General features: G+C 72.4%; 11 protein-coding genes and 1 pseudogene. 9 read left to right on the top strand and 3 right to left on the bottom strand.

Translation table 11 applies throughout. From position 1 onward, the window contains the following. Nucleotides 1-770 (bottom strand): annotated as a pseudogene (locus E1283_RS17810) (hypothetical protein); the annotation flags it as partial. 225 nt (nt 771-995) lie between these two features. Between E1283_RS17810 and E1283_RS17805 the strand changes: the two are divergent. The 4 genes from E1283_RS17805 to E1283_RS17790 are packed head-to-tail and all read left to right on the top strand — an operon-like array spanning nt 996 to nt 4,596. Then, nucleotides 996-2,003, top strand: a complete 1,008-nt coding sequence (locus E1283_RS17805; RefSeq protein ID WP_243744911.1) for an ABC transporter ATP-binding protein — start codon at nt 996-998, stop codon at nt 2,001-2,003. Beyond that, nucleotides 2,000-2,863, top strand: coding sequence for an ABC transporter permease (locus E1283_RS17800; RefSeq protein WP_207930443.1), 864 nt, complete (start codon nt 2,000-2,002; stop codon nt 2,861-2,863). The genes E1283_RS17805 and E1283_RS17800 overlap by 4 nt, the downstream gene beginning before the upstream one ends. 10 nt (nt 2,864-2,873) lie before the next feature. Next, entirely contained in the window at nt 2,874-3,692 is an 819-nt protein-coding gene (locus E1283_RS17795; protein WP_243744910.1) for an ABC transporter permease, read from the top strand. A 13-nt stretch (nt 3,693-3,705) separates the two neighbouring features. Continuing rightward, nucleotides 3,706-4,596, top strand: a complete 891-nt coding sequence (locus E1283_RS17790) for a GNAT family N-acetyltransferase (protein ID WP_132819054.1) — start codon at nt 3,706-3,708, stop codon at nt 4,594-4,596. Here E1283_RS17790 and E1283_RS17785 read toward each other — a convergent pair. Beyond that, nucleotides 4,572-5,798 (bottom strand): C40 family peptidase, encoded by a 1,227-nt coding sequence (locus E1283_RS17785; protein ID WP_132819053.1) that lies wholly within the window; start codon nt 5,796-5,798, stop codon nt 4,572-4,574. The genes E1283_RS17790 and E1283_RS17785 overlap by 25 nt on opposite strands. A 334-nt stretch (nt 5,799-6,132) precedes the next feature. Here E1283_RS17785 and pcrA point away from each other — a divergent pair, with 334 nt between their 5' ends. Together pcrA and E1283_RS17775 are read left to right on the top strand one after the other, a co-directional pair. After that, nucleotides 6,133-8,571, top strand: coding sequence for a DNA helicase PcrA (gene pcrA, locus E1283_RS17780; RefSeq protein ID WP_132819052.1), 2,439 nt, complete (start codon nt 6,133-6,135; stop codon nt 8,569-8,571). Between the two features lie 151 nt (nt 8,572-8,722). Continuing rightward, nucleotides 8,723-9,472 (top strand): hypothetical protein, encoded by a 750-nt coding sequence (locus E1283_RS17775; protein WP_132819051.1) that lies wholly within the window; start codon nt 8,723-8,725, stop codon nt 9,470-9,472. A gap of 99 nt (nt 9,473-9,571) precedes the next feature. Here E1283_RS17775 and E1283_RS17770 read toward each other — a convergent pair whose 3' ends face one another. Beyond that, the gene (locus tag E1283_RS17770; protein ID WP_132819050.1) at nt 9,572-10,969 is read right to left on the bottom strand and encodes a M23 family metallopeptidase; all 1,398 of its coding nucleotides are present in this window, start codon (nt 10,967-10,969) and stop codon (nt 9,572-9,574) included. Nucleotides 10,970-11,318: 349 nt separating this feature from the next. On the opposite strand from E1283_RS17770, the gene icmB reads away from it, so the two are divergent. From icmB to sucD, 3 genes are all read left to right on the top strand, one after another. Beyond that, nucleotides 11,319-11,732, top strand: a complete 414-nt coding sequence (icmB, locus tag E1283_RS17765) for a coenzyme B12-dependent isobutyryl CoA mutase small subunit (RefSeq protein WP_132819049.1) — start codon at nt 11,319-11,321, stop codon at nt 11,730-11,732. A 285-nt stretch (nt 11,733-12,017) separates the two neighbouring features. Continuing rightward, entirely contained in the window at nt 12,018-13,193 is a 1,176-nt protein-coding gene (gene sucC / locus E1283_RS17760; protein WP_132819048.1) for an ADP-forming succinate--CoA ligase subunit beta, read from the top strand. 75 nt (nt 13,194-13,268) lie between these two features. Next, complete coding sequence (gene sucD, locus E1283_RS17755; RefSeq protein ID WP_132819047.1) at nt 13,269-14,153, top strand: succinate--CoA ligase subunit alpha; 885 nt, start codon at nt 13,269-13,271, stop codon at nt 14,151-14,153. The last annotated feature ends 113 nt before the right edge of the window (nt 14,154-14,266 follow it).

Raw genomic sequence — 14,266 nt, 5'->3', positions numbered from 1 at the left:
GGGAGGTGGAGGACGTCGAGGTGGGTGTGGCGCAGGTCCAGGGTGCCGACGACGCGGGTGGCGCGCAGGTCGAGCACCCGGGTCTGGAGGTTGCGGCAGGTCAGGGCGGTGGCGCCGGGGTTGCTCAGCTGGGCGCCGCGCAGCCGCAGGCCCTCGCCCAACCGGGCCTCGGGGAGTTGCAGTTCGCCCTCGATCCGGAACCCCTCGTCGCCGACCAGGCCGCCGCCGAGGTCGAGGCGTGAGCCGTGCAGCGCGACGGCGCCCGGGTTGCTCAGGTGCGCGCCCTGGAGCAGCAGTCCGCCGTCGATCCGGGTGTCGTAGACGCTGAGTCCCGGCGCCGTGATCCGGGTGTGCATCAGGTCGAGGTTGCCGCCCGCCACGAGGACCCGGTTGGCGCTGAAACCGGGGAGGTGCGAGCCGGCGAAGCCGGTCACCCGCAGGCTGGCGCCGTACAGCTGGGGTTTCCGCTCGAACCAGCACCGCTCCAGACGCAGCACGCAGCACGCCTCGGCGAACTCCAGCCGCAGCCTGCCGGTGATCCGGGCGCCGGTCAGATGCACCACCGGCGTCTCGCCGGCCTGGCGTTCGGCGGCGCCGAGCACCAGCGCGCGCACCACGTCGGCGCGGACCGTGCGGTCCCCGCCCCACCGTTCGCCGCCGGCCGGATCGTCCTGTGCCGGGTCGCCGGTGCGCAGGCCGACGCGGTCCCCGGTGGGGAACGCGTCCCACAACCGCCGCTCGGGCGTGGTCAGTTCGGCGTACGGCAGCACCAGGGAACGGTACCCGGCCGGTGGGCGCGGGATGGTGCGGCGGCCCGGAAAACCGATGGCCCGGTAGGCGGGGGATCGGCTAGACAGTGGGGCACAGGACCGCTCTCGCCCCGCCCTTGTACGTGCCCCGGCAGTCGCCGGGGTCACGGACCGGCTCGTCGGCCGTGGCGCGGGCCGCCGTTCCGATCGCCCGTCGTGGCGTCACAGAACCGAGGGAGCCAGGTCGTGTCCGGTCCGATCATCGAGGTCGAGGGGCTGGCCAAGGAGTACCGCAGGCCGGTGCGGGTCGAGGGCCCGCTCGGCGGGTTGCGGTCGTTGCTGAGCCCGCGTCATGTGACGAAGCGGGCGGTCGACGGAGTCTCGTTCGCGCTGGCGGAGGGCGAACTCGTCGGATACCTGGGGCCGAACGGCGCCGGGAAGTCCACCACGATCAAGATGCTGACGGGGATCCTGCGCCCCACGGCCGGCCTGGTGCGGGTGGCCGGGCTCGTGCCGTGGCGGGAGCGGGAGCGGCACGCCAGGAACATCGGCGTCGTCTTCGGGCAGCGCACCCAGCTCTGGTGGGACCTGCCGCTGCGCGACTCGCTGGAGCTGATCGGCCGGTTGTACGGCGTGGAGCGGGCCAGACACCGGGCCACCACGGCCAGGTTCACCGAACTGCTGGGCCTCGGGCCGTTCCTGGACACGCCGGTGCGGCAACTCTCCCTGGGACAGCGGATGCGCGGCGACCTGGCCGCCGCCATGCTGCCCGAGCCGCGCATCCTCTTCCTCGACGAGCCCACCATCGGCCTCGACGTCGTCGCCAAGGAGCGCATCCGGGACTTCATCGCCACCCGCAACCGCCGGGACGGCACCACGATCGTGCTGACCACCCACGACCTGGACGACGTGGAACGCCTCTGCCGCCGCATCGTGCTGATCGACGACGGCCGCGTCCTGTACGACGGCGACGTCGCCCGGCTCAAGGAGCGCTACGCCCCGCACCGCCGGCTGGTCGTCCAACTGGCCGACGGCGCCGGGTGGCACGGGGTCCGGGTGCCGGGCGTCGCCCGCGACGACGAAGCGGACGACGCGCCCGGGCAGGTCACACTGCGGTTCGACCCGGCCGGAACCAGGGTCGCCGACGTCATCACGGCCGTGCTGGCCCGCCACGAGGTCACCGACCTGTCGCTGGTCGAACCGGGGTTGGAGGGCGTCGTCCACCGGATCTACGCGGCCCGGGGGGCGGCGTGACCAGCCCGCGCGGCCTGGCCCCGCCCCGCCTGACCCTCCGCCAACGCGCCGTCGCCCACGCGGGGACGGCCGGCCTCCACGCCCGCGCGCAGCTCGCCTACCGGGCCGACTTCGTCTTCCGCGTGCTGTGGCTGCTGCTCCAGGTGTACCTGCTGGCGCTGGTGTGGCGCGCCGTCTACCCCGAGTCGGGGACCGCCCCGGCCCACGGCGGCCAGCAGGTCACCCTCGCCACCCAACTCGCCTACGTCACCTACGCGTCGGTGCAGAACTGGCTGCTCACCCCGGCCGGTCTGGCGCCCACGCCGATACCCCAGCGGGTGCGTGAGGGGAGCATCGCCGTCGACCTGTCGCGGCCCGTCGCCTTCACCACCCAGATGCTCGCCGCGCAGGGCGGCATCGTGCTCGCCGCGGCGCCGTTCGCCGTCCTCGCCCTGCCGTTCGCCGTCGTCGCCGGCGGCGCCCGGGCCCCCGCCTCGGCCGGCGCCGCGTCGGCCTACGCGCTGAGCCTGGTCCCGGCGGTGCTGAACGCGCTGCTGCTCGCCGTCGTCGTCAGCATGGTCTCCTTCTGGACGCTGGAGGCCGTCGGCGTCTTCATGATCCACCGGGTCGTCGCCCACTTCTTCGCCGGCGCCCTGATCCCGCTGTGGTTCATGCCCTCCTGGCTGGCCGACCTGGCCCAGCTCCTGCCGTTCCAGACCACCACCTACACGCCCATCGCCCTCTACCTCGGCCACATCCACGGGACCGGGCCCGTGCTGACCGCGCTGGCCGTGCAGTGCGGCTGGACGGCCGCCCTGTGGCTGATCATGCGACTGGTGTGGGCACGGGCCCTGCACCGCGTCGTCGTCCAGGGCGGGTGACGAGCGACACATGTCCGCCGCCCACCCCATCCCACGCCACCGCGCCTACCGGCTCCTGGTCACGGCCGCGTTCCGGGCCGAGTTCCAGTACGGGGGCAACCTGCTGCTGACCCTGGCCGGCGGCGTCGTCGCCCAGAGTGTCGGCCTGGTTTTCCTGTGGACCGTGACCACCCGCTTCGGCGACCTCGGGGGCTGGCCGATGGCCGAGATCGCCTTCCTCTACGGCATGCGGCTCACGTCGCACGGCCTGCTCGTGGTGCCCACCAGCCAGCTTCACAGCCTCGACCTGGCCATCCGCACCGGCGAGTTCGACCGCTACCTGGTCCGCCCGGCCGGGCCGCTCATGCAACTGCTCTGCCGCCGGGTGCATCTGCCCACCCTCGGCGACCTGGCCACCGGCATCGTCGTACTGTCCCTCGCGGCCCACCATGTCGGGTTCGAACCGACGCCCACCGCGCTGCTCTACCTCGGCCTGGCGCTGGTCGGCGGCGCGCTGGTCGAGGGCGCCTGCCAACTCGCCGTCGCCTCCCTGTCCTTCCGCATGCTGTCCAACCTGGCGCTGCGCGGCCTGATCGACGACATCATGAACACCTTCGGCGGCTACCCGCTGAAGGCGTTCCCCGACACGGCGCGGCTCGCCCTGACGTATCTGCTGCCCGTCGCCTTCGTCGCCTACCTACCGGCCGGCGTCCTCCTCGACCGCGCCGACGGCCTCCAGATCACCCCGTGGCTGGCCTACGGCGCCCCCCTCGCGGGACCGCTCCTCTACGCGGCCGCCTACCTGCTGTGGCGAGCCCAGCTCCGGCACTACTCCAGCTCCGGAACCTGAGGGACGATGCGGCATGCGCTCCGACGGATGGCACCTCACCGAAGACATCGAGCGGTTCCTCGGCCGGGCCGGAGACTTCCTGCGTTCGCGCCCGGCCCTGCACACCATGCCGCTGACGGTGACCGAGAAGCTGCGCACCGGCGGGAACACCGAGGGCGCCGTCTTCGGCCACTTCGAGCGGTCGGGCGAGGTCCTGGCCACCTGCTTCCAGCGGCCGCCGGGCCGCGTGCTGAGCATGACCCCGCTGGCGCCCGAGCACGTCGACGCGCTCGCCGGCCGGCTCGCCGACCTCGGCCGTGAACTCCCGGGCGTCAGCACGGAGTACGACACCGCCACGGCCTTCGCCGACGCCTGGCGGCGGCGTACGGGCGCCGAGCCGACGCTCAGCCACCGGCTCCGCCTCTACCGGCTGGCCACGCTGACCCCGCCGGATCCGCTCCCGCCGGGCCGGGGTCGCGTCGCGGGGGAGGCAGAGCACGAGCGGGTCGTCCGCTGGTGCCGCGAGTTCTGCGCGGCGGTCGGGGAGGCGTTCCCCGACGACCCGGAAGCCTGGGCCGGGACGCGCTTCGCCGGCAGGACCTTCATGTTCTGGGAGACCCCGGACGGCATCCCCGTCTCCATGGCGGCCGCGACCCCGATGGTCGCCGGCCAGATCCGGGTGGACCCCGTCTACACCCCGGCCCCTCTGCGCGGCCGCGGGTACGCCGCCGCCGTCTCCGTCGCGGTGAGCCGGGCCGCGCTGGCCGCCGGCGCCAGGGAGGTGGTGCTGTTCGCGGACGCGGCCAACCCCACGAGCAACGCCCTCTACCAGCGGATCGGCTTCCGCCGGCTCGCCGACTTCGCCGTGTACGGCTTCTCGGCCGGGCGGGGCCTGCCGGGTCAGGACGGGCGGAGGCCGGCGTAGAAGGGCATGGTGTCGATGGACTCGTAGCGCACCACCGCGCCCGGCTTGGGCGCGTGGATCATCATGCCGTCGCCGGTGTAGAGCCCGACGTGGCTGATGTCGTCGTAGAAGAAGACCAGGTCGCCGGGTTGCAGCGCGTCGCGGGCGACGCGGGAGCCGGCGTTCACCTGGTCCCAGGTGACGCGCGGCAGCTCCACGCCGGCGGCCCGCCAGGCGGCCTGGGTGAGGCCCGAGCAGTCGTACGAGTTGGGCCCGGTGGCGCCCCAGACGTACGGCTTGCCCAGCTGGGCCTCCGCGAAGTCGATGGCGGCCTGGGCGCCGGTGCTGTCGGCGGCCGGCGGGTCCTGGGCGGGCGGGTCGGCGGCGTCGGACTCCGCCTCCTCCCGGGCGGCGGCCTCCTCCCGGGCGGCGGCCTCCTCGGCCGCGGCGCGCTCGGCGGCCAGCCGCTCCTGCCGTTGCCGCTCCTCCTCGGCGAGCCGCTCGGCCTCCTCCCGCTCCAACCGCTCCAGCTCGTCGAACTCCGCCTGCTCCTCGGCGGACAGCTCGTCCAGCATGGCGCGGGCCTCGGCCAGCATGGACTGGACGCCCTCCTGCTGCCGCTGGAGCTCGGCCTGGCGCTCCTCCAGGGCGGCGAGCGCGGCGCCGGCCTCCTCGCCGCGCGTCGTGGCCGCCTCCTGCCGCTCGGTGTAGTCGGCGAGCGCCTGCTGCTGGGAGTCGCCGAGCCGGTCCAGGGTGTGGGTGCGGTCGAAGAAGGCCCGCGGATCGGAGGCGAGCAGCAGCGCGGCGGTGTCGCTCAGCCCGCTGACGCCGGTGCGGTACTGCGCGGCGGCGAACGAACCCAGCGTCCTGCGGGCCTCGTTGACCCGCTCCGTCTCCTGGGCGGCCTCGGTCAGCAGCTGGTCGACGGTCGCCTGCTGCTCGGTGACCTCCTCCTGCGCCGCGTTGTAGTGCTGGGTGGCGGTGCCGGCCTCCCGGTACAGGCGGTCGACGTCCTCCCGCACCTCGACGGCGCGCTCGCGGGCGGCCTCGGCACGGTCCCGCTGCTCCTCGATGCCCGGCGGGTCGGTCTCGTCGGCGGAGGCGGCGCCGGACAGCAGCGTCATCGAGGCCAGGGCCGCGGCGCCCACGCCCACGACCCCCCGCCGTGCCGTGGGGGACTGGAGCAGGGCCGCGCGACCGCGCGGCTTACGGTGGGAACCCAAGGCCGGTGTCTCCTTCCTGCCCGCCCACCGGTCGGTTCCCCACGCCCCGCCGGCCTGTCGGTTGACCGGCGCCCCTCGTGTGCCCGATGGAACGGCGAAGGCCCGCGGAGCCGGTTTCGGCCTCCGGGGAACGGGCCATCCGCGCCGCACGCTAACCACTGGGAGCCGCGCTTGGGAAGGCCGAAAAGCGATATGTCCGCAATGAAATCGTGACCCGGCGGGCGAACGGGGTGATACACGCGCCGTCCGTGCGCCGGCCCGAGCCGTCCGTCATGACGCGTAGCCGTGGTACGCACGCGCCGCGTGTCGGACCGGCCAACTAGACTCGACGGCGATGAGCGGCCTCTTCGATGACAACGTGCTGGCGAACCTCGGCGCCATGGGGCGCGGCCCCGTGGGGGGCGGCGAGGAGCCGCCCCCCGCGCCCGACGAGTTCGAGCGGGAGGAGATCCCCGACGACCTGTTCGCCGGCACCTTCGCCGAGCCGGGTCGTGCCGAGGACGACGCCTACTACCGCAACGGCGCCCGCAAGCCCGTCGCCGACGCGGCCGCGCTGATCGAGGGGCTCAACGAGGAACAGCGTGCCGCCGTCACCCACAGCGGCGCGCCGCTGCTGATCGTGGCCGGCGCCGGCTCCGGCAAGACCCGGGTGCTCACCCACCGCATCGCCTACCTGCTGGCCGCGCGGAACGCGCACCCCGGGCAGATCCTGGCGATCACCTTCACCAACAAGGCCGCCGGCGAGATGAAGGAGCGCGTCGAGGAACTCGTCGGGCCGCGCGCCAACGCGATGTGGGTGATGACCTTCCACAGCGCCTGCGTCCGCATCCTGCGCCGCGAGAGCAAGCTGCTCGGCTTCACCTCCAGCTTCTCCATCTACGACGCGGCCGACTCCAAGCGCCTGATGGCGCTGGTCTGCCGGGACCTCGACCTCGACCCCAAGCGGTTCCCGCCCAAGTCGTTCAGCGCCAAGATCTCCAACCTCAAGAACGAGCTGATCGACCACGAGGACTTCGCGGCCCAGGCGACCGACCAGTTCGAGAAGACCCTGGCCGAGGCGTACACGCTCTACCAGTCGCGGCTGCGCGAGGCCAACGCGCTCGACTTCGACGACATCATCATGACCACCGTCCACCTGCTGGACGCCTTCCCCGACGTGGCCGAGCACTACCGGCGCCGCTTCCGGCACATCCTGGTCGACGAGTACCAGGACACCAACATCGCCCAGTACACGCTGATCAAGCTGCTGGTGGGCACCCAGGACCCGGGCGAGCTGTGCGTGGTGGGCGACGCCGACCAGTCCATCTACGCCTTCCGCGGCGCCACCATCCGCAACATCCTCCAGTTCGAGGAGGACTTCCCGAGCGCCACCACCCTCCTCCTGGAGCGCAACTACCGCTCCACGCAGACCATCCTCTCCGCCGCCAACGCCGTCATCGCGCGCAACGCGGACCGCAGGCCCAAGAACCTGTGGACGGACGAGGGCGCCGGCGCCCGGATCACCGGCTACGTCGCCGACACCGAGCACGACGAGGCGCAGTTCGTCGCCGACGAGATCGACCGGCTCACCGACGCGGGCGACGCCAAACCCGGCGACGTCGCCGTCTTCTACCGCACCAACGCCCAGTCCCGGGTCTTCGAGGAGGTGTTCATCCGGGTCGGCCTGCCCTACAAGGTGGTCGGCGGCGTCCGGTTCTACGAGCGCCGCGAGGTCCGCGACGTGCTGGCCTACCTGCGGGTGCTCGCCAACCCCGAGGACACCGTGCCGCTGCGCCGCATCCTCAACGTGCCCAAGCGCGGCATCGGCGACCGCGCCGAGGCCATGATCGAGGCGCTGGCGCAGCGCGAGCGGATCTCCTTCGCCCAGGCGCTGCGCCGGGTGGACGAGGCGTACGGCATGGCCGCCAGGTCGGCCAACGCGGTCAAGCGGTTCAACGTGCTGCTCGAGGAGCTGCGCACCATCGTGGAGTCGGGCGCCGGCCCGGCCACCGTGCTGGAGGCGGTGCTCGAACAGACCGGCTACCTCGCCGAGCTGCAGGCGTCCACCGACCCGCAGGACGAGACCAGGATCGAAAACCTTCAGGAACTCGCCGCCGTGGCCCTGGAATTCGAGCAGGCACGCGACGAGGACAATCCCGGCACGCTCGCCGAGTTTCTGGAACGGGTGGCGCTCGTCGCCGATTCCGACGAGATCCCGGACGACGCGGAGGACGGCGGCGTCATCACGTTGATGACCCTGCACACCGCCAAGGGCCTCGAATTTCCCGTGGTGTTCCTGAGCGGCATGGAGGACGGCGTCTTCCCCCATATGCGCTCGCTCGGAAAGACCAAGGAGTTGGAGGAGGAACGCCGGCTCGCCTACGTTGGCATCACCCGGGCCCGCCAGCGGCTCTACGTCACCCGCTCCACGCTGCGCAGCGCCTGGGGGCAGCCGCAGCACAACCCGCCGTCCCGGTTCCTCGACGAGATCCCGGACGCGCACCTGGACTGGCGGCGCACCGGCGCCACCGTGGCGGCCCCCGCACCGTCCGTGGTCAGCACGTCGTCGCGCGCCGGGGGCGCCCGCGGCGCCCGTGGGTTCGCCACCGGCCGGATCAAGGACCGGCCGATCGTGGCGCTCACGCCGGGTGACCGGGTGACGCACGACAGCTTCGGTCTCGGCCGGGTCGTCTCCGTTCAGGGCAGCGGCGATCAGGCCGAGGCGACCATCGACTTCGGCGGCGAGAAGCCGAAGCGGTTGTTGCTCCGATACGCCCCGGTGGAAAAGCTTTGAGCGCGCCTCGGTAGTGTTCCCGATATGTCACAGACCGGGGAAAGGGCTTGTGGTACGTGCCTGAGGGGCGATTAGCTGCCTGCGGCAACTTCGTACTCCAGTTCCTCTGTCCCCGGAGTACGTATCACCTCAGATTCCCAGGGGGAACACCATGAGCCAGCCCTGGCAGCCGCCCCAGCCGGGAGGCGGCGCCGGCCAGCCGCCGCAGCAGCCGGGTGGTTACCCGCAGTACGGCCCTCCCCAGCCGCAGCCGGGTTTCGGCCAGCCGCAGCAGCCCCCGCAGCAGCCGGGCTACGGCTACCCGCAGCAACCGCCCGGCCAGCCGCCGCAGCCGGGCTACGGCTACCCGCAACAGCCCGGCCAGCCCGGCCAGCCGGGGCAGCCCAACCCGTACGGCGGCCAGCAGCCCGGTTACCCCGGCGGCTTCCCGCCGCCCGCTCCGGCGCCCGGCGCGGGGCGGAAGCAGAACGTCCTGCTGGCCATCGGGCTCTCGGTGGCCGCCGCGTTCGTCGCGGCCCTCCTCTACGGCTTCATCTACCAGGCCATGTTCAACGAGGACACCGGCGAACTCACCCAGATCAGCTGGATCTCGGTGGGCATCGGCGTGCTGGTCGCGCTCGGCCCGGCGTTCTTCGCCCGGGGCAACTGGGTGGCCTACATCGTCGCCGGCGTGCTGGCTCTCGCGGCCGCGGTCGGCGGTGAACTCATCGGCACCGCGATGCTGGTCAGCGAGTACATCGCCGGCGGCGACCCCGGCGCGTTCGAGATCCTCACCAGCTACCCGCAGGACACGTGGGACGCCTGGGACGCCGACAACGAGGCGATGAACTACATCTTCATCGCGCTGGCGCCGGTGGCGGCGGTCGCCTTCGCGGCCGGCCTGGAGCGCCGCAGCCGCTGACCGGGCAACCACCCGGCCACGCCCGCCCGTCCGGCGACGCCGAAGGGCCCGTCACTCCCCTCGGGGAGCGGCGGGCCCTCGCGCTGTGTCGGGCGGGGATCAGGTGGGTTCGAGGCCCTGGTTGCGCAGCCAGGTCAGCGGGTCGATGGCGCTGCCGCCGCCCGGGTGCACCTCGAAGTGCAGGTGCGGGCCCGTGGAGTTGCCGGAGTTGCCCGAGTAGGCGATCACGGTGCCGGCCTGGACGTAGCCGGACTGGTAGGCGGTGCTGTCCAGGTGCGCGTACCAGGTCTCGGTGCCGTCGTCCGCGGTGAGGATCGCCAGGTTGCCGTAGCTGGGGTGCCACTGGGTGCGGATGGTGCCGTCGCTCGCGGCCAGCACCGGGGTGCCGTAGCTGACCGGGAAGTCGATGCCGGTGTGGGTGGACATCCAGTTGACGCCCGCCTGGCCGTAGTAGGCGCTCAGGCCGCGCTGTTCGACGGGGACGGAGAACTTGGGCCGCGCCGCCTCGATGCGCGCCGCCTCCTCGGCGGCGGCCTGCTCCTCGGCCTCCTGCTGGGCCACCAGGTCGATCCGACCCTGGGTGCGGCTCGCGCGGTCCGCGTAGTCGCCCGCGGCGGCCGAGACGCTGGTGAGCTGGGTGTCGAACTCCGCGTTGGCCTCGGCCCGCTGGGCCTCGTCGGCCGGGTCGGGGGCGGCGACCGGAGGGGGCTCGCCCACCGAGTCGGACTCGGTGCCCGAGACGGTGGCGGCGGTGGCCACGGCGGTGACGCCGAGGACGGCCAGCGAGGGGGCGGCGACGCTCAGGAACGCGGAGCGGGCCCTGGGCCTGCTGACCCGCCGCCGGCTGCGGCCCTGGCCCCGCGAGGTGACCGCCGGGGCGGCCTCGGCGCCCGCCTCCGCGGGCTCGGCCGGCGGCTCGACGGCCTCGGGCCCGGCCCACTCCTCGGTGACGTGCGCCGCCTCGTCGGGTGCCTGGTCGGGACCGGGATCCGGCTGTACGGCCGGCTCCTCGGCGACGGCGGCCTCGCCGTACTCGGCGCCGTAGGCCTCGGGTTGGGCCTGGTGGAACTCCGGGCCGTACGCGGCGCCGTAGGCACCCTCGTACTCCTGGGCCCGGGGTTCCTGGTACTCCTGGTACTCCTGATAGGCCGGGACGCCCTGTGCGGGGGTTCCGTGAAGATCCCCGGCCCCGTAGCCGTTGTCCCAGCCGCCCGACTGTTGGAGATACCAGTCCTGGACGCCCTGTTGGGGCGGGATGGTGGCCGTGGCGGCCTGCTGCTGCTCGGCCACCCACTGCCCGTCGGCCGTGGCCGGCCACTCGCCGACCCCGGCGGTGCCCTCGTAGCCGCCCTGCGGCTGTCCCTGCGCGGCGCCACCCCACTCGTGGCCGGTGGGCTGTGCGCCGTAGGGATCGAGAACGTCGTACGCGGCGTAGGAGCCGTAGCCGGGGTGATCCGAGTGTTGGTCGGTCACTCCGGACAGCAGACGATCGCTCACCGATTACGCCTTTCGGCTCGACGACAGGAGCAGGGGTGGGGTCCCAGCGGCTGCAGTTCGGCGTGACTGTACCGGCCGGTGAGCGGCGGCCACAATCTTTCCCGGTTCGTTCGCGGGTTTCATGGAGTCAGGAAACGGGCAATAGCCCGCCTTTCGGCGGACCGCGCATTGATGCCGCACGATTTGTTCGATATCTGTTCGAATTTATAGGGGATGGGAATCACCCAGGGTGCGCCGGGCACCTCGCGGCCATCCGACGGGACCCCTCCGGGATCGCCCCGCATGGGGGATGCTGGGGTTAACGATCGTTAGCTCCGGCGCCGTGGCCGGGGGACTTGGGAGGCTCAGCATGGGTGTATCGGGTCCGATTCGCGTCGTCGTCGCCAAGCCGGGGCTCGACGGCCACGACCGCGGCGCCAAGGTCATCGCCAGGGCGTTGCGCGACGCGGGCATGGAGGTCATCTACACCGGGCTGCACCAGACGCCCGAGCAGATCGTGGACACGGCGATCCAGGAGGACGCGGACGCGATCGGCCTCTCGATCCTCTCCGGGGCGCACAACACCCTCTTCGCCCGGGTGCTCGAGCTGCTGCGCGAGAAGGACGCGGACGACATCACGGTCTTCGGCGGCGGCATCATCCCCGAGGAGGACATCGAGCCGCTCAGGGCCCAGGGGGTCGCCGCGATCTTCACGCCGGGCGCGTCGACCGGCGAGGTGGTGGCCTGGGTCCGCGAGCACGTGGGTCTCGCGCCCCGCTCGTAGGTCCTTGGGCCGGTGTCCGCGGGGTTTCGCGGGGGTCCGGGCGGGAAGCCTGTTCTCACCCCGACCGGGCTTCCGGCTCAGCCGAAGCGGTCGGCGCGGGTCGAACTGTGACAGGTTTCACCACTCTGGTGTGACCCGCGATTCATGAGCCCTCAGGGCCCCCAGATACGCTCGACGTCGGACTTGCCGCGTGCGTAAGCAGGGCCCATACGCCTCGCGCCGCGGCCACGCGGCACGCCCACGTCGACAACGACCGCGAGACGACAGACTGAGGGACGGACGCGCGTGGACCTGTTCGAATATCAGGCGAGGGACCTCTTCGCCAAGCATGACGTGCCGGTGCTGGACGGTGAAGTCATCGACACGCCGGAGGCGGCGCGGGCGGCGGCGGAGCGCCTCGGCGGTCGCGTGGTCGTCAAGGCGCAGGTGAAGACCGGTGGCCGGGGCAAGGCCGGCGGCGTCAAGGTGGCCGCCGACCCGGCGGACGCGGTGGCGAAGGCCGAGGCCATCCTGGGGATGGACATCAAGGGCCACACCGTGCACCGGGTGATGCTGGCGCCCACCGCCGACATCGTGGACGAGTACTACGTCTCCATCCTGCTCGACCGCACCAACCGCACCTTCCTGGCCATGGCCTCCGTCGAGGGCGGCATGGAGATCGAGGAGGTGGCCGCCACCAAGCCGGAGGCGCTGGCCAAGATCCCCGTCGACGCCATCGAGGGCGTCACCCCGGAGAAGGCCCGCGAGATCGTCGCCGCCGCGAACTTCCCGGCCGAGATCGCCGACCAGGTGACCAACGTGCTGGTGCGGCTGTGGGACGTCTTCCTCAAGGAGGACGCCCTGCTGGTCGAGGTCAACCCGCTGGTCAAGACCGGCGACGGCCGGATCGTCGCGCTCGACGGCAAGGTGTCCCTGGACGCCAACGCCGAGTTCCGCCAGCCGGAGCACGCGGCCCTCGAGGACAAGGCCGCCGCCAACCCGCTGGAGGCCGCCGCCAAGGAGCGCGGCCTCAACTACGTGAAGCTCGAGGGCGGCAACGTCGGCATCATCGGCAACGGCGCCGGCCTCGTCATGTCCACCCTGGACGTGGTGGCCTACGCCGGCGAGAAGCACGGCGGCGTCAAGCCGGCCAACTTCCTGGACATCGGCGGCGGCGCCTCGGCCGAGGTGATGGCCAACGGTCTGGAGATCATCCTCGGCGACCCCGAGGTCAGGTCCGTCTTCGTCAACGTCTTCGGCGGCATCACCGCGTGCGACGCGGTCGCCAACGGCATCGTGCAGGCCCTGGCGCTGCTCAAGACCAAGGGCGAGGACGTCAACAAGCCGCTGGTGGTCCGCCTCGACGGCAACAACGCGGAGCTGGGCCGGAAGATCCTCACCGACGCCGCCCACCCGCTGGTCGAGCAGGTGGACACGATGGACGGCGCCGCCGACCGGGCCGCCGAGCTGGCCGCCAAGTAACCACCTGGACGAGATCGACGAGATCGACGAGATCAGCCGACCTCACCAGATCATCAGACGAGGACAAGAAGAGAAATGGCTATCTTCCTCACCAAGGAAAGCAAGGTCATCGTCCAGGGGATGACCGGCTCCGAGGGCCAGAAGCACACCCGTCGCATGCTGGCCGCGGGCACCAACATCGTCGGCGGCGTGAACCCGCGCAAGGCCGGCCAGAAGATCGACTTCGACGGCACCGAGGTACCGGTGTTCGGCGGCGTCAAGGAGGCCATCGAGGCCACCGGCGCCGACGTCACCGTGATCTTCGTTCCGGAGAAGTTCACCAAGGACGCGGTCATCGAGGCGATCGACGCCGAGATCCCGCTGGCCGTGGTGATCACCGAGGGCATCGCGGTGCACGACACCGCGGCGTTCTGGGCCCACGCCGGCAGCAAGGGCAACAAGACCCGGCTCGTCGGCCCCAACTGCCCCGGCCTGATCACCCCCGGCCAGTCCAACGCGGGCATCATCCCGGCCGACATCACCAAGCCGGGCCGCATCGGCCTGGTGTCGAAGTCCGGCACGCTGACGTACCAGATGATGTACGAGCTGCGTGACCTCGGCTTCTCGACCTGCGTCGGCATCGGCGGCGACCCGATCATCGGCACCACCCACATCGACGCGCTCGCCGCGTTCGAGGCGGACGCCGACACCGACCTGATCGTGATGATCGGCGAGATCGGCGGCGACGCGGAGGAGCGGGCCGCGGACTTCATCCGCGAGAACGTCACGAAGCCGGTGGTCGGCTACGTGGCGGGCTTCACCGCGCCCGAGGGCAAGACGATGGGCCACGCCGGCGCGATCGTCTCCGGCTCGTCGGGCACGGCCCAGGCCAAGAAGGAGGCCCTGGAGGCCGCGGGCGTCAAGGTCGGCAAGACGCCGTCCGAGACGGCCCGGCTGGCGAGGGAACTGCTCGCCGGCTGACGGCTCACCGCGCGGCGGTGCCGCGCCCTGGGGCACCTCCCGGCGTCAGCCGGGGGAAGGTGCCCCGGCGCGGCCCCGCCGCGGCCTTGGGCTGGCTTTTCCCACCCACCCAC

The organism is Streptomyces hainanensis, assembly GCF_004348415.1.
In the GTDB taxonomy this organism is placed as follows: Bacteria; Actinomycetota; Actinomycetes; order Streptomycetales; family Streptomycetaceae; genus Streptomyces; species Streptomyces hainanensis.
Note: the sequence above shows the minus strand (reverse complement) of the source record. Positions and strands in the feature narration are given on the sequence as shown.

Coding starts and splice junctions, on each gene's coding strand:
- E1283_RS17795 (WP_243744910.1), top strand. CDS start 2,874: ATGTCCGCCGCCCACCCCATCCCACGCCACCGCGCCTACCGGCTCCTG.
- icmB (WP_132819049.1), top strand. CDS start 11,319: ATGGGTGTATCGGGTCCGATTCGCGTCGTCGTCGCCAAGCCGGGGCTC.
- pcrA (WP_132819052.1), top strand. CDS start 6,133: ATGAGCGGCCTCTTCGATGACAACGTGCTGGCGAACCTCGGCGCCATG.
- E1283_RS17775 (WP_132819051.1), top strand. CDS start 8,723: ATGAGCCAGCCCTGGCAGCCGCCCCAGCCGGGAGGCGGCGCCGGCCAG.
- sucD (WP_132819047.1), top strand. CDS start 13,269: ATGGCTATCTTCCTCACCAAGGAAAGCAAGGTCATCGTCCAGGGGATG.
- E1283_RS17790 (WP_132819054.1), top strand. CDS start 3,706: ATGCGCTCCGACGGATGGCACCTCACCGAAGACATCGAGCGGTTCCTC.